We start from the raw sequence: 24,962 nt of genomic DNA, 5'->3' as shown, positions 1-24,962 counted from the left end.
GGAGGAAAGGCCTTGAAAGACCTACTGAATTTGCTGAAAAACCAGGGTCAAGTCGAAGAGTTCGACGCCATCCGTATCGGATTGGCCTCGCCGGAGATGATCCGTTCGTGGTCGTTCGGTGAAGTTAAAAAGCCGGAAACCATCAACTACCGTACGTTCAAACCTGAGCGTGACGGCCTGTTCTGCGCCAAGATCTTTGGCCCGGTAAAGGATTACGAGTGCCTGTGCGGTAAGTACAAGCGCTTGAAGCACCGTGGTGTGATCTGCGAAAAGTGCGGCGTTGAAGTCGCACTGGCCAAGGTTCGTCGTGAGCGCATGGCGCACATCGAACTGGCTTCGCCGGTTGCCCACATCTGGTTCCTGAAATCGCTGCCGTCGCGTATCGGCCTGCTGATGGACATGACCCTGCGTGATATCGAGCGCGTTCTCTACTTCGAGAGCTATGTCGTTATCGATCCAGGCATGACCACCCTTGAAAAAGGTCAGCTGCTGAACGACGAACAGTACTTCGAAGCGCTTGAAGAGTTCGGAGACGATTTCGACGCCCGCATGGGTGCCGAAGCTGTCCGTGAACTGCTGCACGCTATCGACCTGGAGCACGAGATTGGCCGTCTGCGCGAAGAAATTCCGCAAACCAACTCGGAAACGAAGATCAAGAAGCTGTCCAAGCGTCTGAAGTTGATGGAAGCCTTCCAGGGTTCCGGCAACCTGCCAGAGTGGATGGTGCTGACCGTTCTGCCGGTTCTGCCGCCAGATCTGCGTCCACTGGTCCCGCTGGATGGCGGTCGTTTCGCGACCTCCGACCTCAACGATCTGTATCGTCGAGTGATCAACCGTAACAACCGTTTGAAGCGCCTGCTGGATCTGTCGGCTCCGGACATCATCGTGCGCAACGAAAAGCGCATGTTGCAGGAAGCTGTCGATGCACTGCTCGACAACGGTCGTCGTGGCCGCGCTATCACCGGTTCCAACAAGCGTCCTCTGAAATCCCTGGCTGACATGATCAAGGGTAAGCAGGGTCGTTTCCGTCAGAACTTGCTCGGTAAGCGTGTTGACTACTCCGGTCGTTCGGTAATTACCGTAGGCCCGACCCTGCGTCTGCACCAGTGCGGTCTGCCGAAGAAGATGGCTCTCGAGCTGTTCAAGCCGTTCATTTTCGGCAAGCTGGAAATGCGTGGTCTGGCGACCACCATCAAAGCTGCCAAGAAAATGGTCGAGCGCGAACTGCCAGAGGTTTGGGACGTTCTAGCTGAAGTGATTCGCGAACACCCGGTTCTTCTCAACCGTGCACCAACCCTTCACCGTCTGGGTATCCAGGCGTTTGAACCGGTACTGATCGAAGGTAAGGCTATCCAGCTGCACCCGCTGGTCTGCGCCGCGTACAACGCCGACTTCGACGGCGACCAAATGGCCGTGCACGTACCGCTGACACTGGAAGCCCAGCTCGAAGCGCGTGCGCTGATGATGTCGACCAACAACATTCTGTCGCCAGCCAACGGTGAGCCAATCATCGTTCCGTCGCAGGACGTTGTATTGGGTCTGTACTACATGACTCGTGAAGCGATCAACGCCAAGGGCGAAGGTCGTGTGTTCGCGGATCTGCAGGAAGTCGACCGTGTGTTCCGTGCCGGCGAAGCTGCACTGCACGCCAAGGTCAAGGTTCGTATCAACGAAACCGTCAACGACCGTGACGGCAACAGCGTGAGCGGTACCCGTATCGTCGACACCACTGTCGGCCGTGCGCTGCTGTTCCAGGTTGTGCCAAAAGGTCTGTCGTTCGACGTCGTCAACCTGCCGATGAAGAAAAAGGCGATCTCCAAGCTGATCAACCAGTGCTACCGCGTGGTTGGTCTGAAAGAGACCGTGATCTTCGCTGACCAGTTGATGTACACCGGTTTCGCGTACTCGACCATCTCCGGCGTTTCCATCGGTGTTAACGACTTCGTTATCCCGGATGAAAAAGCCCGCATCATCGGTGCAGCCACCGACGAAGTGAAAGAGATCGAGAGCCAGTACGCCTCCGGCCTGGTAACCCAGGGCGAGAAGTACAACAAAGTGATCGACCTCTGGTCGAAAGCGAACGACGAAGTTTCCAAGGCGATGATGGCCAACCTCTCGAAAGAGAAAGTCATCGACCGTCACGGCGACGAAGTCGACCAAGAGTCTTTCAACTCGATGTACATGATGGCCGACTCGGGTGCGCGGGGTTCCGCAGCACAGATTCGTCAGCTGGCCGGTATGCGTGGTCTGATGGCCAAGCCGGACGGTTCCATCATTGAAACGCCGATTACTGCGAACTTCCGTGAAGGTTTGAGCGTACTTCAGTACTTCATCTCGACTCACGGTGCTCGTAAAGGTCTGGCGGATACCGCGTTGAAAACTGCGAACTCCGGTTACCTGACTCGTCGTCTGGTAGACGTGGCGCAGGATCTGGTTGTAACCGAGATCGATTGCGGCACCGAACACGGTCTGCTGATGACTCCGCACATTGAAGGCGGTGACGTTGTAGAGCCGTTGGGTGAGCGCGTATTGGGTCGTGTCATTGCCCGTGACGTATTCAAGCCAGGCACCGAGGACGTCATCGTTCCTGCCGGTACTCTGGTAGACGAGAAGTGGGTCGAATTCATCGAGCTGAACAGCATCGACGAAGTGATCGTGCGTTCGCCGATCAGCTGCGAAACCCGCTATGGCATTTGCGCCAAGTGCTACGGCCGTGATCTGGCTCGTGGTCACCAGGTGAACATCGGTGAAGCGGTCGGCGTTATCGCTGCCCAGTCCATCGGTGAGCCGGGTACCCAGCTGACCATGCGTACGTTCCACATCGGTGGTGCGGCAAGCCGTACTTCCGCAGCCGACAGCGTTCAGGTGAAGAATGGCGGTACCGTCCGTCTGCACAACCTGAAGCACGTTGAGCGAGTGGATGGTCACCTGGTTGCTGTGTCCCGTTCCGGTGAGCTGGCAATCGCTGACGATTTCGGTCGTGAGCGCGAGCGTTACAAGCTGCCGTACGGTGCTGTGATTTCGGTTAAAGAAGGTGACAAGGTCGACGCTGGCGCAATCGTGGCCAAGTGGGATCCGCACACTCACCCGATCGTTACCGAAATGAAAGGTACCGTGACCTACGTGGGCATGGAAGAGGGCATCACGATCAAGCGTCAGACTGACGAATTGACCGGTATGACCAACATTGAAGTACTCGACGCGAAAGATCGTCCAGCTGCCGGCAAGGAAATCCGTCCAGCAGTGAAGATGGTCGACGACAACGGCAAGGATCTGTTGCTGCCAGGCACTGACGTTATCGCTCAGTACTTCCTGCCAGCCAACGCCCTGGTCGGTGTGGCTGACGGTGCGAAGATTGCGATCGGTGATGTTATCGCTCGTATCCCGCAGGAAACTTCGAAGACCCGTGACATCACCGGTGGTCTGCCGCGTGTTGCCGACCTGTTCGAAGCGCGTCGTCCGAAAGAAGCGTCGATTCTGGCTGAAGTCAGCGGCACCATCGCGTTCGGTAAAGAGACCAAGGGCAAGCGCCGTCTGGTCATTACCCCGAACGACGGTAGCGATCCGTATGAAGAGCTGATTCCGAAGTGGCGTCACCTGAACGTCTTCGAAGGCGAACAGGTAAACCGCGGCGAAGTTATCTCCGACGGTCCAAGCGATCCGCACGACATCCTGCGTCTGCTGGGTGTGAGCGCGCTGGCCAAGTACATCGTCAACGAGATCCAGGACGTTTATCGTCTGCAAGGCGTGAAGATCAACGACAAGCACATCGAGACCATCCTGCGTCAGATGCTGCGTAAAGTTGAGATCTCCGAGTCCGGCGATTCCAGCTTCATCAAGGGCGACCAGATGGAACTGACTCACGTTCTGGTCGAGAACGAGCGTCTGAGCGCGGAAGACAAGTTTGTCTCCAAGTTCACTCGCGTTCTGCTGGGTATCACCAAGGCGTCGTTGTCCACCGAATCGTTCATCTCGGCGGCTTCCTTCCAGGAAACCACTCGCGTACTGACCGAAGCGGCAGTCACCGGCAAGCGCGATTACCTGCGCGGCCTGAAAGAAAACGTAGTCGTGGGTCGTCTGATCCCGGCCGGTACCGGTCTTGCCTATCACAGCGAGCGCAAGCGTCGCCGTGATGCCGACAAGCCGTTGCGCGTAAGCGCCAGTGAAGTGGAAGCTGCACTGACCGAAGCGCTGAACTCGAGCGGTAACTGAGTTCTGCGATAAACGAGATTGAGGCCCTGATCGCTCCGTTCGTCGAATCGAGACATTAAGTCAAGGTTCGATGGGCGGGGAGGTCGGGGCCTTGCCTTGACTGGAATCAAGATCCTCTTTAGACTCTTGATCCCCTAAATTTGGCGGGAATTCGTTCCTGCCATTTTGCTTTTCTTGCAAGACAATAGCGTCGCAAGACAACAGTGGAGCTAGTAGATGGCAACTATCAACCAGCTGGTACGTCAGCCGCGTAAGCGTATCGTCGAGAAATCCGACGTGCCTGCGCTGCAGAACTGCCCGCAACGTCGTGGCGTGTGCACCCGTGTGTACACCACCACGCCGAAAAAACCTAACTCGGCACTGCGTAAAGTATGCCGTGTGCGTCTGACCAACGGTTTCGAGGTTTCCTCGTACATCGGTGGTGAAGGCCACAACCTGCAAGAGCACAGCGTGGTACTGATCCGCGGCGGTCGTGTAAAAGACTTGCCAGGTGTTCGTTACCACACCGTTCGCGGCTCCTTGGATACTTCCGGCGTTAAAGGCCGTAACCAGGGTCGTTCGAAGTACGGTACCAAGCGTCCGAAGTAATCGGCCGTTTTGCAGATTTTTATTTTATTGAGTCGATAAGAGTAAGGTCGGGCACGCATCCTCTGGATCTGTCCCGAGCTAACCTGAAGACCGCTTGAGGGCTTATCATGCCAAGACGTCGCGTAGCAGCAAAGCGTGAGATTCTGGACGATCCGAAATACGGAAGCCAGATCCTCGCCAAATTCATGAACCACGTTATGGAAAGCGGCAAGAAAGCCGTTGCCGAGCGTATCGTTTATGGTGCCCTGGAAACCGTTGCGGCCCGTAAGGCTGGCACCGATCCCCTGGAACTCTTCGAAAAAGCACTCGACGCCATCGCTCCGCTGGTCGAAGTGAAGTCGCGCCGCGTTGGTGGTGCTACTTACCAGGTTCCGGTCGAGGTTCGTCCTTCCCGTCGTAACGCTCTGGCAATGCGCTGGTTGGTAGACTTCGCCCGTAAGCGCGGCGAGAAGTCTATGGCTCTGCGTTTGGCTGGCGAACTGCTGGATGCTGCTGAAGGTAAAGGTGCTGCTGTTAAGAAGCGTGAAGACGTGCACCGTATGGCCGAAGCTAACAAAGCTTTCTCGCACTACCGCTTCTAATTTTAGCTTCACTAATTTTGCGAGGGCTTTATGGCTCGTACTACTCCGATTAGCCGCTACCGTAACATCGGTATCGTCGCTCACGTGGATGCTGGTAAAACCACCACCACCGAGCGCGTACTGTTTTACACCGGCAAAAGTCACAAAATGGGCGAGGTGCATGATGGCGCCGCGACCACAGACTGGATGGTTCAGGAGCAGGAGCGTGGTATTACCATTACTTCTGCTGCCATTACCGCCTTCTGGAAAGGTTCCGAGAAGCAGTACTCTCACGAGCACCGTTTCAACGTAATCGATACCCCGGGCCACGTTGACTTCACCATTGAAGTTGAGCGTTCCCTGCGCGTACTCGACGGCGCTGTCGTTGTGTTCTGCGGTACTTCGGGTGTTGAGCCGCAGTCGGAAACCGTATGGCGCCAAGCCAACAAATACGGCGTTCCACGTCTTGTTTACGTAAACAAGATGGACCGTGCCGGCGCCAACTTCCTGCGCGTGATCGGTCAGATCAAGCAGCGTCTGGGTCACACTCCGGTGCCGATCCAGTTGGCCATCGGTTCCGAAGACAACTTCCAGGGTCAGATCGATCTGATCAACATGCAAGCTGTCTACTGGAACGACTCCGACAAAGGTATGGTTCCTGTTCGCAAGGACATTCCTGCCGAGCTGCAAGAGCTGGCGGAAGAGTGGCGCAACAACATGGTTGAAGCTGCCGCCGAAGCCAACGAAGAGCTGATGAACAAGTACCTGGAAGGCGAAGAGCTGTCGATCGAAGAGATCAAGGCTGCTTTGCGTCAGCGTACTATCGCCGGCGAAATCGTTCTGGCCGTTTGCGGTTCTTCGTTCAAGAACAAGGGCGTTCCCCTGGTTCTCGACGCCGTTATCGACTACCTGCCTGCTCCGACCGACATTCCTGCTATCAAGGGTTCCAACCCTGATAACGAGGAAGAAGAGATGGAGCGTCATGCAGACGACAACGAGCCTTTCGCGGCTCTGGCGTTCAAGATCGCTACCGACCCATTCGTGGGTACTCTGACCTTCGTCCGCGTTTACTCGGGCGTGTTGAACTCCGGCGACGGCGTGATCAACTCGGTCAAAGGCAAGAAAGAGCGCGTGGGTCGTATGGTGCAAATGCACGCAAACGCCCGTGAAGAGATCAAGGAAGTACGCGCTGGTGACATCGCGGCCCTGATCGGCATGAAGGACGTCACCACTGGTGAAACCCTCTGCAACGCTGACAAGCCAATCATCCTGGTTCGCATGGACTTCCCGGAGCCGGTTATTTCGGTTGCCGTAGAGCCTAAGACCAAGGATGACCAGGAAAAAATGGGTATCGCTCTGGGCAAACTTGCTCAGGAAGACCCGTCTTTCCGCGTTAAAACTGATGAAGAGACTGGTCAGACGATCATCTCCGGCATGGGCGAGCTGCACCTGGACATCCTGGTTGACCGGATGCGCCGTGAGTTCAACGTCGAAGCCAACATCGGCAAGCCTCAGGTTTCGTATCGTGAGCGCATCACGAAGAACTGTGAAATCGAAGGCAAGTTCGTTCGTCAGTCCGGTGGTCGCGGCCAGTTCGGTCACTGCTGGATCCGTTTTGCTCCTGCTGACGAAGGTCAGGAAGGTCTGCAATTCGTGAACGAAGTTGTAGGTGGTGTGGTTCCTAAGGAATACATCCCGGCTATCCAGAAGGGTATCGAAGAGCAGATGAAGAACGGCGTTGTTGCCGGCTATCCGCTGATCGGCCTGAAGGCTACCGTGTTCGATGGTTCTTACCACGACGTCGACTCCAACGAGATGGCGTTTAAAGTGGCTGCTTCCATGGCGACCAAGCAACTGGCCCAGAAGGGTGGTGGTGAGTTGCTCGAGCCGATCATGGCGGTAGAGGTTGTTACGCCTGAAGACTATATGGGTGATGTGATGGGCGACCTTAACCGTCGTCGCGGCATGATCCAGGGTATGGAAGACACAGTGTCCGGCAAGGTTATCCGTGCCGAGGTTCCACTGGGTGAGATGTTCGGTTATGCGACCGACGTTCGTTCCATGTCCCAGGGTCGCGCAAGCTACTCTATGGAATTCAAAAAATATGATACGGCTCCGTCGCACATCGTCGAATCCGTAACCAAAAAACAAGGCTGATTCAGCCCCTTTAGGCTAGGAGTTAATTGTCGTGGCTAAAGAAAAATTTGATCGTTCCCTACCGCACGTCAACGTTGGCACCATCGGTCACGTTGACCACGGTAAAACCACTCTGACTGCTGCTCTGACTCGCGTTTGCTCTGAAGTTTTCGGTTCTGCAATCGTTGACTTCGACAAGATCGACAGCGCACCAGAAGAAAAAGCTCGCGGTATCACCATCAACACCGCGCACGTTGAGTACAACTCGAAGATCCGTCACTACGCTCACGTTGACTGCCCAGGTCACGCTGACTACGTGAAGAACATGATCACCGGTGCTGCTCAGATGGACGGCGCTATCCTGGTTTGCTCGGCCGCTGATGGTCCGATGCCGCAAACCCGTGAGCACATCCTGCTGTCCCGTCAGGTTGGCGTTCCGTACATCGTGGTCTTCCTGAACAAGGCTGACCTGGTAGACGACGCTGAGCTGCTGGAACTGGTTGAGATGGAAGTTCGTGACCTGCTGTCGACTTACGACTTCCCGGGCGACGACACTCCGATCATCATCGGTTCGGCTCGTATGGCGCTGGAAGGCAAAGACGACAACGAGATGGGCACCACTGCCGTCAAGAAGCTGGTTGAAACTCTGGATGCCTACATCCCAGAACCAGTTCGTATGATCGACAAGCCATTCCTGATGCCAATCGAAGACGTATTCTCGATCTCGGGTCGCGGTACTGTTGTGACTGGTCGTATCGAGCGCGGTATCGTTCGCGTTCAGGATCCGCTGGAAATCGTTGGTCTGCGTGACACCACCGTTACTACTTGCACCGGTGTTGAAATGTTCCGCAAGCTGCTCGACGAAGGTCGTGCTGGCGAGAACTGCGGCGTTCTGCTGCGTGGTACCAAGCGTGACGACGTTGAGCGTGGGCAGGTTCTGGTCAAGCCAGGTTCGGTCAAGCCGCACACCAAGTTCACTGCAGAAGTTTACGTTCTGAGCAAGGAAGAAGGCGGTCGTCACACTCCGTTCTTCAAAGGCTACCGTCCACAGTTCTACTTCCGTACTACTGACGTGACTGGTAACTGCGAGCTGCCAGAAGGCGTTGAAATGGTAATGCCAGGTGACAACATTCAGATGACTGTTACCCTGATCAAAACCATCGCGATGGAAGATGGTCTGCGTTTCGCTATCCGTGAAGGCGGTCGTACCGTCGGCGCTGGCGTCGTAGCCAAAATCATCGAGTAAGACTTTTAAAGTCAGCTTGATGGATTGAAAAAGCCCCCGCTCAGCGGGGGCTTTTTTATTGGGTTGACACCTATCGGGGGCGTCTATAGAATTGCGCCTCCTTTTAACGGGCGTATTGCGCCCGGTGGGAATAGCAGCCGGAGTCTGAAATCCAATGCAAAATCAGCAAATCCGTATCAGGTTGAAGGCTTTTGACCATCGCCTGATCGACCAATCAACCCAGGAAATCGTGGAAACCGCGAAACGTACTGGTGCTCAAGTGCGTGGTCCAATTCCACTGCCTACCCGTAAAGAGCGGTTCACCGTTCTGGTTTCCCCGCACGTCAACAAAGACGCGCGTGACCAGTACGAGATCCGCACTCATAAGCGTGTTCTGGACATCGTCCAGCCAACGGATAAAACCGTTGACGCGCTGATGAAGCTTGATCTTGCGGCCGGTGTGGAAGTGCAGATCAGCCTCGGCTAAGACTCGGTCTTGGTCGTGTAACGCTCTGAAATGGGCGGCCATAGCGGGTGAAAGCCCCGTACACTCATGAGGTTTACAACATGACTATTGGTGTAGTCGGTCGTAAATGCGGTATGACCCGTATTTTCACCGAAGAAGGTGTCTCCATTCCGGTCACGGTCATTGAGATCGAGCCGAATCGCGTCACCCAGTTCAAAACTGAAGAGACCGATGGCTATCGTGCAGTGCAAGTCACTGTCGGCGAGCGTCGCGCTTCGCGTGTAACAGCAGCTCAGGCTGGCCACTTCGCTAAAGCGAACGTTGCCGCTGGTCGCACCACCATGGAATTCCGCCTTGAAGAAGGCGAGTACCAGGCTGGCGATCTGATCAACGCTGAAATCTTCGCCGCTGGTCAACTGGTTGATGTAACCGGTCAGTCCAAGGGTAAAGGCTTCCAGGGTACGATCAAGCGTTGGAATTTCCGCGGGCAAGATAACACCCACGGTAACTCCGTATCCCACCGCGTCCCAGGCTCTATCGGCCAGTGCCAGACTCCTGGTCGTGTATTCAAGGGCAAAAAAATGTCCGGTCATATGGGCGCTGAGCGCGTGACCGTGCAGTCCCTGGAAGTAGTGCGCGTGGACGCTGAACGCAATCTGTTGTTGGTCAAGGGTGCTGTTCCTGGCGCTACTGGCGGCAACCTGGTTGTACGTCCAGCAGCCAAGGCTCGCGGTTAAGGGGAAGCTGACATGCAATTAAATGTAAATGACGCTCAAGCGATCGAAGTTTCCGAACTGACATTTGGCGGCGAATTCAACGAGACGCTGGTTCACCAAGCAGTCGTGGCCTACATGGCCGGCGGCCGTCAAGGTAGCAAGCAGCAGAAGACCCGTTCCGACGTTCGTGGTGGCGGCAAGCGCCCATGGCGTCAGAAAGGTACTGGCCGTGCTCGTGCCGGTACTATCCGTAGCCCAATCTGGCGTGGCGGCGGTACCACTTTCGCAGCTCGTCCACAGGATCACTCCCAGAAGCTGAACAAGAAGATGTATCGCGCAGCAATGCGTTCCATCCTTGCTGAGCTGGTGCGTACTGATCGTCTGGTCGTGGTTCAGGATTTCGCTGTTGAAACTCCGAAAACCAAAGATCTGCTGGGCAAACTGAACAACATGAGCCTGACCGACGTTCTGATCGTGTCGGACGCTGTTGATCAGAACCTGTACCTGGCTGCTCGCAACCTGCCGCACGTAGATGTACGTGACGTGCAAGGTTCCGATCCAGTTAGTCTGATCGCATACGACAAGGTGTTGATCACCGTGTCGGCCGTGAAGAAATTCGAGGAGCTGCTGGGATGAACCAGGAACGCGTATTTAAAGTTCTGCTTGGCCCGCACGTTTCCGAGAAGGCTACGGTTCTGGCAGACAAGAAAGGCCAGTTCGTTTTCAAGGTTGCTACTGATGCAACCAAGCTGGAAATCAAGAAGGCCGTCGAAAGCCTGTTCAGCGTGAAAGTAGAGCGCGTCACTACCCTGAACGTTCTGGGTAAGAGCAAGCGCACTGCTCGCGGTCTGGGCAAGCGTAATGACTGGAAGAAGGCAGTTATCTCCCTTCAGCCAGGCCAAGATCTCGATTTCAGCAGCAGTGCTGAGTAAGGAAGGGGTGCATCATGGCAATCGTTAAATGCAAACCGACTTCCCCTGGCCGCCGTTTTGTGGTCAAGGTGGTCAACCAGGAGCTGCATAAAGGCGCTCCTCACGCACCGCTGCTCGAGAAAAAATCGAAGTCTGGTGGTCGTAACAACAATGGCCGTATTACCACTCGTCACATCGGTGGTGGTCATAAGCAGCATTACCGTATGGTCGATTTCCGTCGCAACGACAAAGATGGCATCGTCGCCACTGTCGAGCGTATCGAATACGATCCAAACCGTACTGCTCACATCGCACTGCTGTGCTACGCAGACGGCGAGCGTCGCTACATCATCGCCCCTAAAGGCGTGAGTGCTGGCGACCAGCTGATCGCAGGCGCTCTGGCTCCAATCAAGCCAGGCAACGCTCTGCAACTGCGCAACATTCCAGTCGGTTCTACCGTACACGGCATCGAATTGAAGCCAGGTAAAGGTGCACAGATCGCTCGTTCCGCTGGTGCTTCGGCTCAGTTGATCGCTCGTGAAGGTGTCTACGTGACCCTGCGTCTGCGTTCCGGTGAAATGCGTAAAGTCCTGGCTGAATGCCGTGCGACCCTGGGTGAAGTCTCGAACTCCGAGCACAGCCTGCGTTCGCTGGGTAAAGCTGGTGCCAAACGCTGGCGTGGCGTTCGCCCAACCGTTCGTGGTGTTGCCATGAACCCGGTTGACCACCCACATGGTGGTGGTGAAGGTCGTACCTCTGGTGGTCGTCATCCGGTATCGCCATGGGGCTTCCCGACTAAGGGCGCGAAGACTCGTGGTAATAAGCGTACCGACAAAATGATCGTCCGTCGTCGCAAGTAAATAGAGGGATACGACAGTGCCACGTTCTCTGAAAAAAGGTCCTTTTATTGATCTTCACCTACTGAAGAAGATCGAAGTGGCGGCGGAAAAGAACGATCGCAAACCAATTAAAACCTGGTCGCGTCGTTCGATGATCCTGCCACAAATGGTCGGTCTGACCATCGCAGTACACAACGGTCGTCAGCACGTCCCAGTTCTCGTTAACGAAGACATGGTCGGCCACAAACTGGGCGAGTTCGCCGGTACCCGCAACTATCGCGGGCACGTGGCTGACAAGAAAGCCAAGCGTTAAGGGGTAAGGAAATGGAAGTAGCCGCTAAGTTGTCGGGCGCTCGAATCTCCGCCCAGAAAGCCCGCTTGGTCGCCGACCAGATCCGCGGGAAGAAGGTGGGCGAAGCGCTCAACCTGTTGGCTTTCAGCAGTAAGAAAGCCGCCGAGATCATGAAGAAAGTGCTGGAGTCGGCCGTAGCCAACGCCGAGCATAACGAAGGCGCAGACGTTGATGACCTGAAGGTCAGCACCGTTTTCGTCAACGAAGGGCGTTCGCTGAAGCGCATCATGCCACGTGCCAAAGGCCGTGCTGATCGCATCGTCAAGCGGTCTTGCCATATCACTGTCAAGGTTGCTGACAAGTAACGGAGTCGAAGAGATGGGTCAGAAAGTACATCCCATTGGCATTCGCCTGGGAATCGTCAAGGAGCACACCTCCGTCTGGTACGCAGACGGTCGGACTTATGCGGACTACTTGTTCGCAGATCTGAAAGTGCGTGAGTATCTCCAAGACAAACTAAAAAGCGCGTCCGTAAGCCGTATCGATATCCATCGTCCGGCCCAAACTGCACGCATCACCATCCACACCGCTCGTCCAGGTATCGTTATCGGGAAGAAAGGTGAAGATGTTGAGAAACTGCGTCAGGACCTGACCAAGCAAATGGGTGTGCCTGTGCACATCAATATCGAAGAGATCCGCAAGCCGGAGCTCGACGGTATGCTGGTTGCGCAGAGCGTAGCTCAGCAGCTGGAGCGTCGTGTAATGTTCCGTCGCGCTATGAAGCGCGCTGTACAGAACGCCATGCGCATTGGTGCCAAAGGCATCAAAATCCAAGTGAGCGGTCGTCTCGGCGGTGCTGAAATCGCACGTACTGAATGGTATCGCGAAGGTCGTGTGCCACTGCACACCCTGCGTGCCGACATCGACTATGCCAACTACGAAGCTCACACCACTTACGGTGTGATCGGTGTAAAGGTTTGGATCTTCAAAGGCGAAGTTATTGGTGGTCGCCAAGAAGAACTGAAACCACAAGCACCAGCGCCTCGTAAAAAAGCTGCTAAGTAAGGGGTACGCCAAATGTTGCAACCAAAGCGTACGAAGTTCCGCAAGCAGATGACCGGCCACAACCGTGGTCTGGCACTGCGCGGTAGCAAAGTCAGCTTCGGCGAGTTCGCGCTGAAGTCTGTTGCTCGTGGTCGTCTCACCGCTCGTCAGATCGAGTCAGCGCGTCGTGCTCTGACCCGTCACGTAAAACGTGGCGGCAAGATCTGGATCCGTGTATTCCCGGACAAGCCGATTTCCAAGAAACCTCTCGAGGTTCGTATGGGTAAAGGTAAGGGTAACGTGGAGTACTGGGTTGCCCAGATTCAGCCAGGCAAAGTCCTGTATGAAATCGAGGGTGTTTCTGAAGAGCTGGCGCGTGAGGCTTTCGCCCTGGCTGCTGCAAAGCTGCCGCTCGCCACCTCCTTTGTTAAACGGACGGTGATGTGATGAAAGCGAATGAACTTCGTGAAAAATCCGCACAGCAGCTGAACGAGCAACTGCTCGGCTTGCTGCGCGACCAGTTCAATCTGCGCATGCAGAAAGCAACTGGCCAGTTGGGGCAGTCTCATCTGCTCTCGCAAGTTAAGCGTGACATCGCTCGCGTGAAGACTGTGCTCAACCAGCAGGCAGGTAAGTGATCATGGCTGAAGCCGAAAAAACTGTCCGTACGCTGACTGGCCGTGTTGTCAGCGACAAGATGGACAAAACCATCACCGTTCTGATCGAGCGTCGCGTAAAGCACCCGATCTACGGTAAATACGTTAAGCGTTCGACTAAGCTGCACGCGCACGACGAAACCAATCAGTGCCACATCGGCGACAAAGTCACTATTCGTGAAACTCGTCCGATGGCCAAGACCAAGTCTTGGGCGCTGGTTGATGTTCTCGAACGCGCTGTGGAAGTCTAAGGGCTAGGGGTCGGAGAAATTATATGATTCAGACTCAATCCATGCTCGATGTGGCCGATAACAGCGGCGCTCGCCGTGTTATGTGCATCAAGGTGCTGGGTGGCTCCCATCGTCGTTACGCTGGTATCGGTGACATCATCAAAGTTACCGTGAAGGAAGCAATTCCTCGCGGTAAAGTGAAAAAAGGCCAAGTGATGACTGCTGTTGTAGTCCGCACTCGTCACGGCGTACGTCGTGCTGATGGCTCCATTATCCGCTTTGATGGCAACGCTGCTGTTCTTCTGAACAACAAGCAAGAGCCGATCGGCACCCGTATCTTTGGGCCAGTGACCCGTGAACTTCGTACTGAGAAGTTCATGAAGATCGTCTCGCTCGCCCCAGAAGTGCTGTAAGGAGATCCGACATGCAAAAGATTCGTCGTGACGACGAGATCATCGTGATCGCCGGCAAAGACAAAGGTAAGCGCGGTAAGGTGCTGAAGGTTCTTGCTGACAACCGTCTGGTTGTTGGTGGTCTGAACCTGGTCAAGCGTCATACCAAGCCTAACCCGATGTCGGGCGTACAGGGCGGTATCGTCGAGAAAGAAGCGCCACTGCACGCTTCCAACGTCGCCATCTTCAACGGCGAAACCAACAAGGCTGACCGCGTTGGTTTCAAAGTAGAAGACGGTAAGAAAATTCGTGTCTTCAAGTCGACCCAAAAAGCGGTTGATGCTTGAACACTGCTAGGTAGAAGACCATGGCACGACTAAAAGAGATTTACCGGAAGGAAATCGCTCCGAAACTTAAGGAAGAACTTAAGCTTTCGAACGTGATGGAAGTTCCGCGCGTTACCAAAATCACCCTGAACATGGGTCTGGGCGAAGCGATCGGCGACAAAAAAGTCATCGAGCACGCTGTTGCTGACCTGGAAAAGATCACCGGCCAGAAAGTCGTTGTGACCTACGCTCGTAAATCCATCGCTGGCTTTAAAGTCCGCGAAGGATGGCCGATCGGCGTCAAAGTGACCCTGCGCCGTGAGCGTATGTACGAGTTCCTGGATCGTCTGCTGTCGATCTCCCTGCCTCGGGTTCGCGACTTCCGCGGCCTGAATGCCAAGTCCTTCGATGGTCGTGGCAACTACAGCATGGGCGTGAAAGAGCAGATCATCTTCCCGGAAATCGACTACGACAAGATCGATGCTCTCCGCGGTCTGGACATTACCCTGACCACCACTGCCAAGAACGATGATGAAGGCCGCGCTCTGCTGCGTGCTTTCAAATTCCCGTTCCGCAACTGATTGGAGTAGGAAAATGGCCAAGAAGAGCATGAAGAACCGTGAGCTGAAGCGTCAGCTCACCGTTGCCAAGTACGCCACCAAGCGTGCAGCGCTGAAAGCTATCATCGTCGATCTGAACGCAAGTCCAGAAGCGCGTTGGGAAGCTACCGTAGCTCTGCAGAAGCAACCACGTGACGCAAGCGCTTCGCGCATGCGTAACCGTTGCCGCCTGACTGGTCGTCCGCACGGCGTGTACCGCAAGTTCGGCCTCGGCCGTAACATGCTGCGTCAAGCTGCAATGCGTGGTGACGTGCCAGGTCTGGTTAAAGCCAGCTGGTAATTGTTGTCAAAGTCTCGATGTTCGGGTTCGCAAGAACCTGACCATCGGTGGCCTTGAATCTGAATCAAGCCCCTTTTGGGGCTTGATTCATTTCTGGGGTGTGTCTAGAATGACCGGCTCGCCTGAGCCCGTGTTTTTCTGCCCGGAAGTTCTCGGCGACAAGTAGTAGCCGCAAGGCTAATTTTTTTGTATTAGGAGCGTCTAGCCCATGAGTATGCAGGACCCGTTAGCGGACATGCTAACTCGAATCCGTAATGCCCAGATGGCTGAAAAGTCTGTCGTAAGCATGCCGTCTTCCACGTTGAAGGCTGCTGTAGCAAAAGTCCTGAAGGACGAAGGTTACATCGCGGATTTTCAGATCACCACCGACGCCAAGCCGTCGCTGTCCATCTCGCTGAAGTACTTCGAAGGCCGTCCGGTTATCGAAGAAGTGAAGCGCGTTAGTCGTCCAGGCCTGCGTCAGTACAAGTCCGTTGAAGATCTGCCGAAAGTTCGTGGCGGTCTTGGCGTGTCTATCGTCTCCACCAACAAAGGTGTGATGACTGATCGTGCTGCGCGCGCTGCCGGTGTCGGCGGCGAAGTTCTTTGCACTGTGTTCTAAGGGGGGATAAGCATGTCTCGCGTCGCTAAGAACCCCGTTAAGCTGCCAGCCGGTGTCGAAGTCAAATTCGCAGGCCAACAGCTTTCGGTGAAGGGTGCCAAGGGCACTCTTGAACTGAACATCCATTCGTCCGTTGAGATCGTTGAAGAAGCTGGTGAGCTGCGTTTCGCTGCTCGCAATGGCGATCAACAAACTCGCGCAATGGCCGGTACCACGCGTGCGTTGGTAAACAACATGGTCCAGGGCGTAAGCCAAGGCTTTGAGCGCAAGCTCCAGCTGGTCGGTGTTGGTTACAAAGCGCAAGCAAAAGGTCAGGTTCTGAACCTGGCTCTTGGCTTCTCGCACCCAGTGGATTACGAACTGCCGGAAGGCATCACCGCTGAGACTCCTAGCCAGACCGATATCCTGATCAAGGGCATCGACAAGCAGCTGGTAGGTCAAGTGGCCGCCGAGATCCGCGACTTCCGTCCACCAGAGCCGTACAAAGGCAAAGGTGTGCGCTACGCGGACGAAGTCGTCCGTCGTAAAGAAGCCAAGAAGAAGTAGGGCATAGCAAATGACCGACAAAAAAGTTACTCGACTGCGTCGCGCTCGCAAAGCACGCCTGAAAATGCACGAACTCGAAGTCGTGCGTCTCTGCGTGTTCCGCTCGTCGCAGCACATCTACGCCCAGGTCATCTCGGCCGACGGCAACAAAGTCCTGGCAAGTGCCTCGACTTTGGATAAAGAACTGCGTGATGGTGCCACTGGCAACATCGACGCGGCCACAAAGGTTGGCCAGCTGGTCGCTACGCGTGCTAAGGCCGCTGGCGTATCGCAAGTGGCTTTCGACCGCTCTGGCTTCAAGTACCATGGCCGCGTTAAAGCGCTGGCTGATGCTGCTCGTGAAGCTGGGCTGGAGTTCTAAGTTATGTCAAATAACGACCAAAAGCGCGACGAAGGCTACATCGAGAAGCTGGTTCAAGTTAACCGCGTAGCCAAAACCGTTAAAGGCGGCCGTATCTTCACTTTCACCGCGTTGACCGTGGTTGGTGATGGTAAAGGGCGTGTTGGCTTCGGCCGTGGCAAGTCGCGTGAAGTGCCTGCTGCGATCCAGAAGGCAATGGAAGCTGCTCGCCGTAACATGATTCAAGTTGACCTGAACGGCACCACTCTGCAGTACGCAATGAAGTCCGCTCACGGCGCTTCGAAGGTGTACATGCAGCCTGCTTCTGAAGGTACCGGTATCATCGCTGGCGGCGCTATGCGTGCTGTCCTCGAAGTTGCTGGCGTTCAGAACGTTCTGGCCAAGTGCTACGGCTCGACTAACCCGGTAAACGTGGTTCACGCCACTTTCAAGGGTCTGAAGGCTATGCAGTCTCCTGAGTCCATCGCTGCCAAGCGTGGCCTGCGTGTTGAGGAGATCAAGTAATCATGGCTACCGTTAAAGTTACGCTGATCAAAAGCATGACCGGCCGCATCCCTAACCACAAACTGTGCGTTAAGGGTCTGGGTCTGCGTCGCATCGGTCACACTGTAGAAGTCCAGGATACTCCCGAGAATCGCGGGATGATCAACAAGGCTTACTACATGCTGCGTGTCGAGGGTTAATCGATGAAACTCAATGATCTGAGTCCAGCGCCGGGTTCCCGTCGCGAAAAGCATCGTCCGGGCCGTGGTATCGGTAGTGGTTTGGGCAAGACTGGTGGCCGTGGTCACAAAGGTCAGACCTCCCGCTCCGGTGGCACCATCGCTCCAGGCTTTGAAGGCGGTCAACAGCCGCTGCATCGTCGTCTGCCTAAGTTCGGTTTCGTTTCCCTGAAAGCCATGGATCGCGCAGAAGTGCGTTTGTCCGAGCTGGCTAAAGTGGAAGGCGACATCGTTACTGTGCAGTCCCTGAAAGATGCCAACGTGATCAACGTCAACGTACAGCGTGTGAAAATCATGCTGTCCGGTGAAGTGACTCGCGCTGTCACTATCGGCAAGGGAATCGGCGCCACCAAAGGTGCGCGTGCGGCTATCGAAGCAGCTGGCGGCAAGTTCGAGGAATAAATGGCTAAGCAAGGTGCTCTCTCTGCGCTCGGCAAAGGCGGTATGTCTGAACTCTGGGCTCGTCTGCGTTTTCTGTTCCTGGCGATTATCGTCTACCGAATAGGCGCACACATCCCGGTTCCAGGTATCAACCCGGACCGACTCGCAGACCTGTTTCGACAGAATGAGGGGACCATTCTTAGCTTGTTCAACATGTTCTCCGGCGGCGCGCTGGAACGGATGAGCATCTTTGCACTGGGGATCATGCCGTACATTTCGGCATCGATCATCATGCAACTGATGACCGCCGTCAGCCCGCAGCTGGAGCAGTTGAAGAAGGAAGGTGAAGCTGGCCGTCGCAAGATTAGCCAGTACACCCGCTACCTCACCGTCGCTCTCGCTCTGGTCCAGGCTATTGGCATGTCCATTGGTCTGGCGGGGCAGGGCGTCGCGTTCACTGGTGACTTTGGCTTCCATTTCGTCGCGGTAACCACATTTGTGGCTGGTGCGATGTTCATGATGTGGCTGGGTGAGCAGATTACTGAGCGTGGTGTTGGCAACGGTATCTCGATGTTGATTTTTTCGGGTATCGTCGCCGGTCTTCCGAGAGCAATCGGGCAGTCTTTCGAGTCTGCGCGTCAGGGCGATATCAACATCTTCGCCCTGGTTGCCATCGGTTTGCTGGCAGTAGCGATTATCGGTTTCGTGGTGTTCATTGAGCGTGGTCAGCGTCGTATCGCTGTTCACTACGCCAAGCGTCAGCAGGGCCGCAAGGTTTTTGCTGCGCAGACAAGCCACTTGCCGCTGAAGGTGAACATGGCCGGTGTTATTCCGGCTATTTTCGCGAGCAGCATTTTGCTGTTCCCGGCTTCGTTGGGTGCCTGGTTCGGTCAGTCTGAAGGTATGGGCTGGTTGCAGGACATCTCGCAGTCGATCGCTCCTGGTCAGCCGTTGAATATTCTGCTGTTTAGTGCAGGGATTATTTTCTTCTGCTTCTTCTATACGGCGTTGATGTTCAATCCGAAAGACGTAGCGGAAAACCTGAAGAAGTCCGGTGCCTTTATTCCGGGCATTCGTCCAGGTGAGCAGTCTGCGCGCTATATTGATGGCGTTCTGACCCGCTTGACCCTGTTCGGTGCTCTTTACATGACGGCCGTGTGCCTGTTGCCCCAATTCCTGGTGGTTGCAGCAAACGTTCCGTTCTACCTTGGCGGGACCTCGTTGCTGATCGTGGTCGTGGTTGTGATGGACTTCATGTCCCAAGTACAATCGCACCTCGTTTCGCACCAGTACGAATCCCTGATGAAGAAAGCCAACCTGAAGGGTTACGGCAGCGGCATGTTGCGCTGAGTACCCATAAGGTTCGAGGAGTTGGTGATGAAAGTTCGTGCATCGGTGAAAAAGCTGTGCCGTAACTGCAAGATTATTCGCCGCGAAGGTGTTGTTCGAGTAATTTGCAGCGCGGAACCGCGTCACAAACAGCGCCAAGGCTGAGTGTGATTGTGCTTCAAGCCCGGTAGCTAGTGCGCTACCGGGTTGATTATTTGTTATTACAGCGATATTATCTCGCGCCCTATTTCTTGGCTTCCGGGGCGTAGGTAGCTGTCAATTGGAGTCCCACTGAATGGCCCGTATTGCAGGCGTTAACATTCCAGATAACAAGCATACTGTTATCTCGCTGACCTACATCTATGGTGTTGGTCGCACTACTGCGCAGAAGATCTGTGCAGTGACTGGGGTAAACCCAGCAGCAAAGATCAAAGATCTGAGCGACGAGCAAATTGAACAGCTGCGTGGCGAAGTGGCGAAGTTCACCACTGAAGGTGACCTGCGTCGCGAAATCAACATGAAAATCAAGCGCTTGATGGACCTCGGTTGCTATCGCGGTCTGCGTCATCGTCGTGGTCTGCCAGTACGCGGTCAGCGTACCAAGACCAACGCGCGTACCCGTAAAGGTCCGCGTAAGCCGATCCGCAAGTAATCGCCCCAGCGAATCGACAGGAATTTAATCATGGCAAAACCTGCTGCTCGTCCTCGTAAAAAAGTTAAAAAGACAGTGGTTGATGGCATCGCCCACATCCATGCATCTTTTAACAACACCATCGTGACCATTACCGACCGTCAAGGTAACGCTCTTTCCTGGGCTACCTCCGGTGGTTCGGGTTTCCGCGGTTCCCGCAAGTCCACCCCGTTCGCTGCTCAAGTAGCTGCTGAACGTGCTGGTCAAGCTGCGCTGGAATACGGCCTGAAAAACCTCGACGTCAACGTCAAGGGTCCAGGTCCAGGTCGTGAATCCGCAGTCCGCGCTTTGAACGGCTGTGGCTACAAGATCGCCAGCATCACCGACGTGACGCCAATCCCGCACAACGGGTGCCGTCCGCCGAAGAAGCGCCGCGTGTAATCCAGGAGATTGTAAAGAATGGCTCGTTACATTGGTCCAAAATGCAAACTCGCTCGTCGCGAAGGCACCGATCTCTTCCTGAAGAGCGGCGTGCGCGCGATCGAATCGAAGTGCAACATTGAAGCAGCACCTGGTATCCACGGCCAGCGCCGCGGTCGCCAGTCCGACTACGGCACCCAACTGCGTGAAAAGCAGAAGGTCCGTCGTATCTACGGCGTTCTCGAGCGTCAGTTCAGCGGCTACTACAAAGAAGCTGCTGGCAAGAAAGGTGCAACCGGTGAAAACCTGCTGCAACTGCTCGAATGCCGTCTGGACAACGTTGTATACCGTATGGGCTTTGGTTCGACTCGTGCCGAATCCCGTCAACTGGTATCGCACAAGTCGATCAGCGTTAACGGTCAGACCGTAAACGTTCCGTCGTATCAGGTTCGTGCTGGTGACGTGGTTGCAGTTCGCGAGAAAGCAAAAAACCAGCTTCGCATTGTCCAAGCTCTCGATCTGTGTGCCCAACGTGGCCGCGTAGAATGGGTAGAAGTAGACACTGAGAAGAAGTCGGGCGTTTTCAAGAACGTTCCTGCTCGCAGTGATCTGTCCGCCGACATCAACGAAAGCCTGATTGTCGAGCTCTACTCCAAGTAAGGGCTAGAAAATAGGTGCATCCATGCAGATTTCGGTAAATGAGTTCCTGACACCCCGCCACATTGATGTGCAGGTTGTCAGTCCAACCCGCGCCAAGATCACTCTCGAGCCTCTCGAGCGTGGTTTTGGCCACACCCTGGGCAACGCGCTGCGCCGCATCCTGTTGTCCTCAATGCCCGGCTGCGCAGTAGTCGAGGCCGAGATTGACGGTGTGCTCCACGAGTACAGCGCCATCGAAGGTGTACAGGAAGACGTAATTGAAATCCTGTTGAACCTTAAAGGTCTGGCCATCAAGCTGCACGGTCGTGACGAAGTTACGCTGACCTTGTCGAAGAAGGGTTCGGGGGTGGTTACCGCTGCCGATATTCAGCTGGATCATGATGTCGAGATCGTTAATCCCGATCACGTAATCGCTAACCTGGCGTCTAACGGCGCCCTGAACATGAAGCTCACCGTAGCTCGTGGTCGTGGTTATGAACCAGCCGACTCGCGTCAGAGCGATGAAGACGAAAGCCGCAGCATCGGTCGCTTGCAGCTCGACTCTTCGTTCAGCCCGGTTCGCCGTATCGCTTACGTGGTGGAAAACGCCCGTGTCGAGCAGCGTACCAACCTGGACAAGCTGGTTATTGATCTGGAAACCAACGGTACCCTGGATCCTGAAGAGGCTATCCGTCGCGCTGCAACCATCCTGCAACAGCAGCTGGCTGCGTTCGTCGACCTCAAAGGTGAAAGTGAGCCGCTGGTTGTCGAGCAGGAAGACGAGATCGATCCGATCCTGCTTCGCCCGGTTGACGATCTGGAACTGACTGTACGTTCGGCTAACTGCCTTAAGGCGGAAAACATCTACTACATCGGCGACCTGATTCAGCGTACCGAAGTAGAGCTGTTGAAGACTCCGAACCTGGGCAAGAAATCCTTGACTGAAATCAAGGACGTTCTGGCCTCCCGCGGTCTGTCCCTCGGCATGCGCCTCGACAACTGGCCGCCTGCAAGTCTTAAGAAGGACGACAAGGCGACTGCCTGATCGTCGTAATCACCGAACGTAGTGTTTGGTAAGGAATGAACCATGCGTCATCGTAAAAGTGGTCGTCACCTGAGCCGCACCAGCTCGCACCGCAAGGCCATGTTCCAAAACATGGCGGTGTCGCTGTTCGAGCACGAGCTGATCAAAACTACTCTGCCAAAAGCCAAAGAACTGCGCCGCGTTGCCGAGCCGCTGATCACTCTGGCCAAGACAGACAGCCTGGCTAACCGCCGTCTGGCTTTCGACCGTACTCGTTCGAAAGCTATCGTTGGTAAGCTCTTCAACGACCTGGGCAAGCGTTACGCTACCCGTGAGGGTGGCTACCTGCGCATCCTCAAGTGCGGTTTCCGCGCTGGCGACAACGCGCCTATGGCGTACGTCGAGTTGGTTGATCGTGCTACTGCTGGCGAAGCTGTATCCGCCGAGTAAGACGTCAGTCTGAAACAAAGAACCGGGCCTAGTGCCCGGTTTTTTGTGCCCGTAAGAAATGCGCCGTCCATACAAGTTTCTGACATGGCTGAACTGCCACTATGTGCCGGGAAAAACATAATTAGTAATTATCTATCGATGCTTGCAGGTTAATGAATTTGTAGCTGTAACGTCGATGATCAATACTTCCCGCCAAGCCCATTAGCCGGCAGTTCAAGACTGACAGAGGAAGAAGACCGCATGAGCCAGACCAAGACGCTTACAACCGCCAGTGGCGCGCCAGTCGCTGATAACCAGAATTCCCGTTCCGCCGGCCCACGCGGTCCGCTGCTTCTCGACGATTTCCATCTCATCGAAAAACTCGCGCACTTCAACCGTGAAAACATTCCCGAGCGCCGTGTCCACGCTAAAGGTTCGGGCGCTTACGGTACGTTCACCGTCACCCGTGACATCACGGAATACACCAGTGCCAAGCTGTTTGAATCGGTAGGCAAACAAACGCCAACCTTTCTGCGCTTTTCTACCGTAGGTGGCGAGCGTGGTTCGGCCGACACTGAGCGCGATCCGCGCGGCTTCGCCTTGAAGTTCTACACCGAGGAAGGCAACTGGGACATCGTTGGCAACAACACGCCAGTGTTCTTCATCCGTGATCCGCTGAAGTTTCCGGACTTTATCCACACGCAAAAGCGTCTGCCGCAAAGCAACTTGAAAAGCGCGCAGATGATGTGGGATTTCTGGTCGCATTCGCCTGAGGCGCTGCACCAGGTCACTATCCTGTTTTCTGATCGTGGCATCCCTGACGGCTATCGCCATATGCATGGCTTCGGCAGTCACACTTACAGCCTGATCAACGCCAAGGGCGAGCGTCACTGGGTGAAGTGGCACTACAAGACTCAGCAAGGCATCAAGAACCTGGCACCAGCCGAGGCCGCCCGTTTGGCCGGTACCGACCCGGACTATGCGCAGCGTGACCTGTTCGAGGCCATCGAGCGCGGTGAATTCCCGAAATGGCGCGTGTGCATTCAGATCATGACCGAAGCGCAAGCGGCGGCTCATTACGAGAACCCATTCGACGTGACCAAGACCTGGTCGCAGAAGGAGTTTCCGTTGATCGAAGTTGGTGAGCTGGAGTTGAACCGCAACCCGCTGAACTACTTCGCTGAAGTTGAACAGGCTGCGTTTGGCCCGAGCAACATGGTGCCAGGCGTGGGTCTGTCGCCAGACCGCATGCTGCAAGGTCGCGTATTCGCCTACGCTGACGCGCACCGCTACCGTGTGGGCACCAACCACCAGCAATTGCCGGTGAACGCTCCGCGCAGCCCGGTGAATACTTATCAGCGTGACGGCTCTATGGCGTTCGGCAGCAATGGCGGCGCGGCGCCGAACTATGAACCGAACAGCTACGTTGAGTCGCCGAAGCAAGCGCCGCATTACGCGGAGCCAGCGCTGGCCTTGAGCGGTGCCGCTGATCGTTATGATCATCGCGAAGACACCGACTACTACAGCCATGCCGGTGCCTTGTTCCGCTTGATGAGCGACGAGCAAAAAGCGCTGCTGGTTAGCAACATTGCCGGTGCGATGGCGGGTGTTTCCAGCGACGTCGTCGATCGTCAGTTGCAGCATTTCTACAAAGCCGATCCAGCGTATGGAGAAGCAATCGCAAAGCTGCTCAGCCTACAGCTTAACGAAGTCTAAACGAGAAGCAGAACCGCCCTCATTTGGGCGGTTTTTGCGTTATTTGGCCTGCTTTTCTCAGAATATCTTCGCTTTTATTGCGCTCGGTGAGTGACCTTCCGGTCAGGTTGGTTCAAACTACAGACTTTCAGGAAGGGAGATGTAGGGCGATGCAAGGCCACCCAGATGTAATCGATTACCTCAATACGTTGCTGACCGGCGAGCTGGCCGCGCGTGACCAATATTTCGTTCATTCGCGGATGTATGAGGACTGGGGGTTCACCAAGCTCTACGAGCGCATCAACCACGAGATGGAAGAAGAAGCCGGCCACGCCGATGCATTGATGCGGCGGATTCTGATGCTTGAAGGCACGCCGCGCATGCGTCCGGATGATCTGGACGTCGGTACCACCGTGCCTACGATGCTCGAAGCTGATCTGCGCCTCGAATACAAAGTCCGCGCTGCGCTGTGCAAAGGCATCGAGCTTTGCGAGCAGCATCAGGATTACGTCAGCCGTGAGATTCTGCGGGTTCAACTCAATGACACCGAAGAAGATCACACCTACTGGCTGGAAAAGCAGCTGGGCCTGATCAAGCTGATCGGTCTCGAGAACTACCTGCAATCCCACGCGTCCTGATTGCACCGGGTACAAAAAAGCCCCTGGCACCTCAACGGTGACAGGGGCTTTTT

Annotated in this window: 35 protein-coding genes; all 35 read left to right on the top strand. The window is 55.2% G+C overall.

Going from position 1 to position 24,962, the window contains the following annotated elements:
* Positions 1-12: 12 nt before the first annotated feature.
* The 35 genes from rpoC (at position 13) to bfr (ending at position 24,909) form a co-directional block, all read left to right on the top strand.
* Positions 13-4,212 (top strand): DNA-directed RNA polymerase subunit beta', encoded by a 4,200-nt coding sequence (gene rpoC, locus NF676_RS24320; RefSeq protein ID WP_016772940.1) that lies wholly within the window; start codon positions 13-15, stop codon positions 4,210-4,212.
* 216 nt (positions 4,213-4,428) lie between these two features.
* A complete protein-coding gene (rpsL, locus tag NF676_RS24315) occupies positions 4,429-4,800 on the top strand; it encodes a 30S ribosomal protein S12 (protein WP_003186084.1) in 372 nt (123 codons plus the stop codon).
* 107 nt (positions 4,801-4,907) lie between these two features.
* Positions 4,908-5,381: a 30S ribosomal protein S7 gene (gene rpsG / locus NF676_RS24310; protein WP_016772941.1), complete on the top strand. Its 474-nt coding sequence runs from the start codon at positions 4,908-4,910 to the stop codon at positions 5,379-5,381.
* A gap of 30 nt (positions 5,382-5,411) precedes the next feature.
* Positions 5,412-7,517 (top strand): elongation factor G, encoded by a 2,106-nt coding sequence (gene fusA, locus NF676_RS24305; protein ID WP_016772942.1) that lies wholly within the window; start codon positions 5,412-5,414, stop codon positions 7,515-7,517.
* Positions 7,518-7,548: 31 nt separating this feature from the next.
* Positions 7,549-8,742, top strand: coding sequence for an elongation factor Tu (gene tuf / locus NF676_RS24300; RefSeq protein WP_064361246.1), 1,194 nt, complete (start codon positions 7,549-7,551; stop codon positions 8,740-8,742).
* Between the two features lie 154 nt (positions 8,743-8,896).
* Positions 8,897-9,208, top strand: a complete 312-nt coding sequence (gene rpsJ / locus NF676_RS24295; protein WP_003186070.1) for a 30S ribosomal protein S10 — start codon at positions 8,897-8,899, stop codon at positions 9,206-9,208.
* An 80-nt stretch (positions 9,209-9,288) separates the two neighbouring features.
* Complete coding sequence (rplC, locus tag NF676_RS24290; RefSeq protein WP_003228738.1) at positions 9,289-9,924, top strand: 50S ribosomal protein L3; 636 nt, start codon at positions 9,289-9,291, stop codon at positions 9,922-9,924.
* Between the two features lie 12 nt (positions 9,925-9,936).
* Positions 9,937-10,539, top strand: a complete 603-nt coding sequence (gene rplD, locus NF676_RS24285; protein ID WP_003228735.1) for a 50S ribosomal protein L4 — start codon at positions 9,937-9,939, stop codon at positions 10,537-10,539.
* On the top strand, positions 10,536-10,835 hold the full coding sequence (rplW, locus tag NF676_RS24280) for a 50S ribosomal protein L23 (RefSeq protein ID WP_002555488.1): 300 nt from the start codon (positions 10,536-10,538) through the stop codon (positions 10,833-10,835). The genes rplD and rplW overlap by 4 nt, the downstream gene beginning before the upstream one ends.
* A 14-nt stretch (positions 10,836-10,849) precedes the next feature.
* Positions 10,850-11,674, top strand: a complete 825-nt coding sequence (rplB, locus tag NF676_RS24275; protein ID WP_016772943.1) for a 50S ribosomal protein L2 — start codon at positions 10,850-10,852, stop codon at positions 11,672-11,674.
* Positions 11,675-11,690: 16 nt separating this feature from the next.
* Complete coding sequence (rpsS, locus tag NF676_RS24270; RefSeq protein ID WP_011336172.1) at positions 11,691-11,966, top strand: 30S ribosomal protein S19; 276 nt, start codon at positions 11,691-11,693, stop codon at positions 11,964-11,966.
* A gap of 11 nt (positions 11,967-11,977) precedes the next feature.
* Positions 11,978-12,310 (top strand): 50S ribosomal protein L22, encoded by a 333-nt coding sequence (rplV, locus tag NF676_RS24265; RefSeq protein ID WP_003103908.1) that lies wholly within the window; start codon positions 11,978-11,980, stop codon positions 12,308-12,310.
* A 13-nt stretch (positions 12,311-12,323) separates the two neighbouring features.
* Complete coding sequence (gene rpsC / locus NF676_RS24260; protein ID WP_003176422.1) at positions 12,324-13,010, top strand: 30S ribosomal protein S3; 687 nt, start codon at positions 12,324-12,326, stop codon at positions 13,008-13,010.
* 12 nt (positions 13,011-13,022) lie between these two features.
* Positions 13,023-13,436: a 50S ribosomal protein L16 gene (rplP, locus tag NF676_RS24255; protein WP_003228729.1), complete on the top strand. Its 414-nt coding sequence runs from the start codon at positions 13,023-13,025 to the stop codon at positions 13,434-13,436.
* Entirely contained in the window at positions 13,436-13,627 is a 192-nt protein-coding gene (rpmC, locus tag NF676_RS24250; protein WP_002555481.1) for a 50S ribosomal protein L29, read from the top strand. The genes rplP and rpmC overlap by 1 nt, the downstream gene beginning before the upstream one ends.
* A 2-nt stretch (positions 13,628-13,629) precedes the next feature.
* Positions 13,630-13,896, top strand: coding sequence for a 30S ribosomal protein S17 (gene rpsQ / locus NF676_RS24245; protein WP_003194644.1), 267 nt, complete (start codon positions 13,630-13,632; stop codon positions 13,894-13,896).
* 23 nt (positions 13,897-13,919) lie between these two features.
* Positions 13,920-14,288, top strand: coding sequence for a 50S ribosomal protein L14 (gene rplN, locus NF676_RS24240; protein WP_002555479.1), 369 nt, complete (start codon positions 13,920-13,922; stop codon positions 14,286-14,288).
* Between the two features lie 11 nt (positions 14,289-14,299).
* A complete protein-coding gene (gene rplX / locus NF676_RS24235; RefSeq protein WP_003186046.1) occupies positions 14,300-14,614 on the top strand; it encodes a 50S ribosomal protein L24 in 315 nt (104 codons plus the stop codon).
* A 20-nt stretch (positions 14,615-14,634) separates the two neighbouring features.
* Entirely contained in the window at positions 14,635-15,174 is a 540-nt protein-coding gene (rplE, locus tag NF676_RS24230; protein WP_003210069.1) for a 50S ribosomal protein L5, read from the top strand.
* A 13-nt stretch (positions 15,175-15,187) separates the two neighbouring features.
* On the top strand, positions 15,188-15,493 hold the full coding sequence (gene rpsN, locus NF676_RS24225; protein ID WP_003186042.1) for a 30S ribosomal protein S14: 306 nt from the start codon (positions 15,188-15,190) through the stop codon (positions 15,491-15,493).
* A 208-nt stretch (positions 15,494-15,701) separates the two neighbouring features.
* A complete protein-coding gene (rpsH, locus tag NF676_RS24220) occupies positions 15,702-16,094 on the top strand; it encodes a 30S ribosomal protein S8 (RefSeq protein WP_016772944.1) in 393 nt (130 codons plus the stop codon).
* A gap of 12 nt (positions 16,095-16,106) precedes the next feature.
* Positions 16,107-16,640, top strand: a complete 534-nt coding sequence (gene rplF, locus NF676_RS24215) for a 50S ribosomal protein L6 (RefSeq protein WP_003228722.1) — start codon at positions 16,107-16,109, stop codon at positions 16,638-16,640.
* 10 nt (positions 16,641-16,650) lie between these two features.
* Positions 16,651-17,001, top strand: coding sequence for a 50S ribosomal protein L18 (rplR, locus tag NF676_RS24210; RefSeq protein WP_003186037.1), 351 nt, complete (start codon positions 16,651-16,653; stop codon positions 16,999-17,001).
* A gap of 3 nt (positions 17,002-17,004) precedes the next feature.
* Positions 17,005-17,505: a 30S ribosomal protein S5 gene (rpsE, locus tag NF676_RS24205; protein ID WP_007955637.1), complete on the top strand. Its 501-nt coding sequence runs from the start codon at positions 17,005-17,007 to the stop codon at positions 17,503-17,505.
* A 2-nt stretch (positions 17,506-17,507) separates the two neighbouring features.
* Positions 17,508-17,684 (top strand): 50S ribosomal protein L30, encoded by a 177-nt coding sequence (rpmD, locus tag NF676_RS24200; protein ID WP_003176408.1) that lies wholly within the window; start codon positions 17,508-17,510, stop codon positions 17,682-17,684.
* 3 nt (positions 17,685-17,687) lie between these two features.
* Positions 17,688-18,125 carry a 50S ribosomal protein L15 gene (rplO, locus tag NF676_RS24195; protein ID WP_003228720.1) on the top strand — a complete coding sequence of 146 codons (438 nt, stop codon included), beginning with the start codon at positions 17,688-17,690 and terminating at the stop codon, positions 18,123-18,125.
* Positions 18,126-19,454: a preprotein translocase subunit SecY gene (gene secY, locus NF676_RS24190; protein ID WP_016772945.1), complete on the top strand. Its 1,329-nt coding sequence runs from the start codon at positions 18,126-18,128 to the stop codon at positions 19,452-19,454.
* 27 nt (positions 19,455-19,481) lie between these two features.
* Positions 19,482-19,598: a 50S ribosomal protein L36 gene (gene rpmJ / locus NF676_RS24185; protein WP_002555468.1), complete on the top strand. Its 117-nt coding sequence runs from the start codon at positions 19,482-19,484 to the stop codon at positions 19,596-19,598.
* Positions 19,599-19,728: 130 nt separating this feature from the next.
* A complete protein-coding gene (rpsM, locus tag NF676_RS24180; RefSeq protein ID WP_003186020.1) occupies positions 19,729-20,085 on the top strand; it encodes a 30S ribosomal protein S13 in 357 nt (118 codons plus the stop codon).
* A gap of 30 nt (positions 20,086-20,115) precedes the next feature.
* Entirely contained in the window at positions 20,116-20,505 is a 390-nt protein-coding gene (gene rpsK, locus NF676_RS24175; protein ID WP_002555466.1) for a 30S ribosomal protein S11, read from the top strand.
* Positions 20,506-20,523: 18 nt separating this feature from the next.
* Positions 20,524-21,144: a 30S ribosomal protein S4 gene (gene rpsD, locus NF676_RS24170; RefSeq protein ID WP_003176404.1), complete on the top strand. Its 621-nt coding sequence runs from the start codon at positions 20,524-20,526 to the stop codon at positions 21,142-21,144.
* Positions 21,145-21,166: 22 nt separating this feature from the next.
* Positions 21,167-22,168, top strand: coding sequence for a DNA-directed RNA polymerase subunit alpha (locus NF676_RS24165; RefSeq protein WP_016772946.1), 1,002 nt, complete (start codon positions 21,167-21,169; stop codon positions 22,166-22,168).
* A 42-nt stretch (positions 22,169-22,210) separates the two neighbouring features.
* A complete protein-coding gene (gene rplQ, locus NF676_RS24160; RefSeq protein ID WP_003176402.1) occupies positions 22,211-22,597 on the top strand; it encodes a 50S ribosomal protein L17 in 387 nt (128 codons plus the stop codon).
* A 240-nt stretch (positions 22,598-22,837) separates the two neighbouring features.
* Complete coding sequence (locus tag NF676_RS24155; RefSeq protein WP_252886879.1) at positions 22,838-24,292, top strand: catalase; 1,455 nt, start codon at positions 22,838-22,840, stop codon at positions 24,290-24,292.
* Positions 24,293-24,441: 149 nt separating this feature from the next.
* The gene (bfr, locus tag NF676_RS24150) at positions 24,442-24,909 is read left to right on the top strand and encodes a bacterioferritin (RefSeq protein ID WP_130912285.1); all 468 of its coding nucleotides are present in this window, start codon (positions 24,442-24,444) and stop codon (positions 24,907-24,909) included.
* The last annotated feature ends 53 nt before the right edge of the window (positions 24,910-24,962 follow it).

Source organism: Pseudomonas siliginis (assembly GCF_024072275.1).
Taxonomy (GTDB): domain Bacteria; phylum Pseudomonadota; class Gammaproteobacteria; order Pseudomonadales; family Pseudomonadaceae; genus Aquipseudomonas; species Aquipseudomonas siliginis.
Note: the sequence above shows the minus strand (reverse complement) of the source record. Positions and strands in the feature narration are given on the sequence as shown.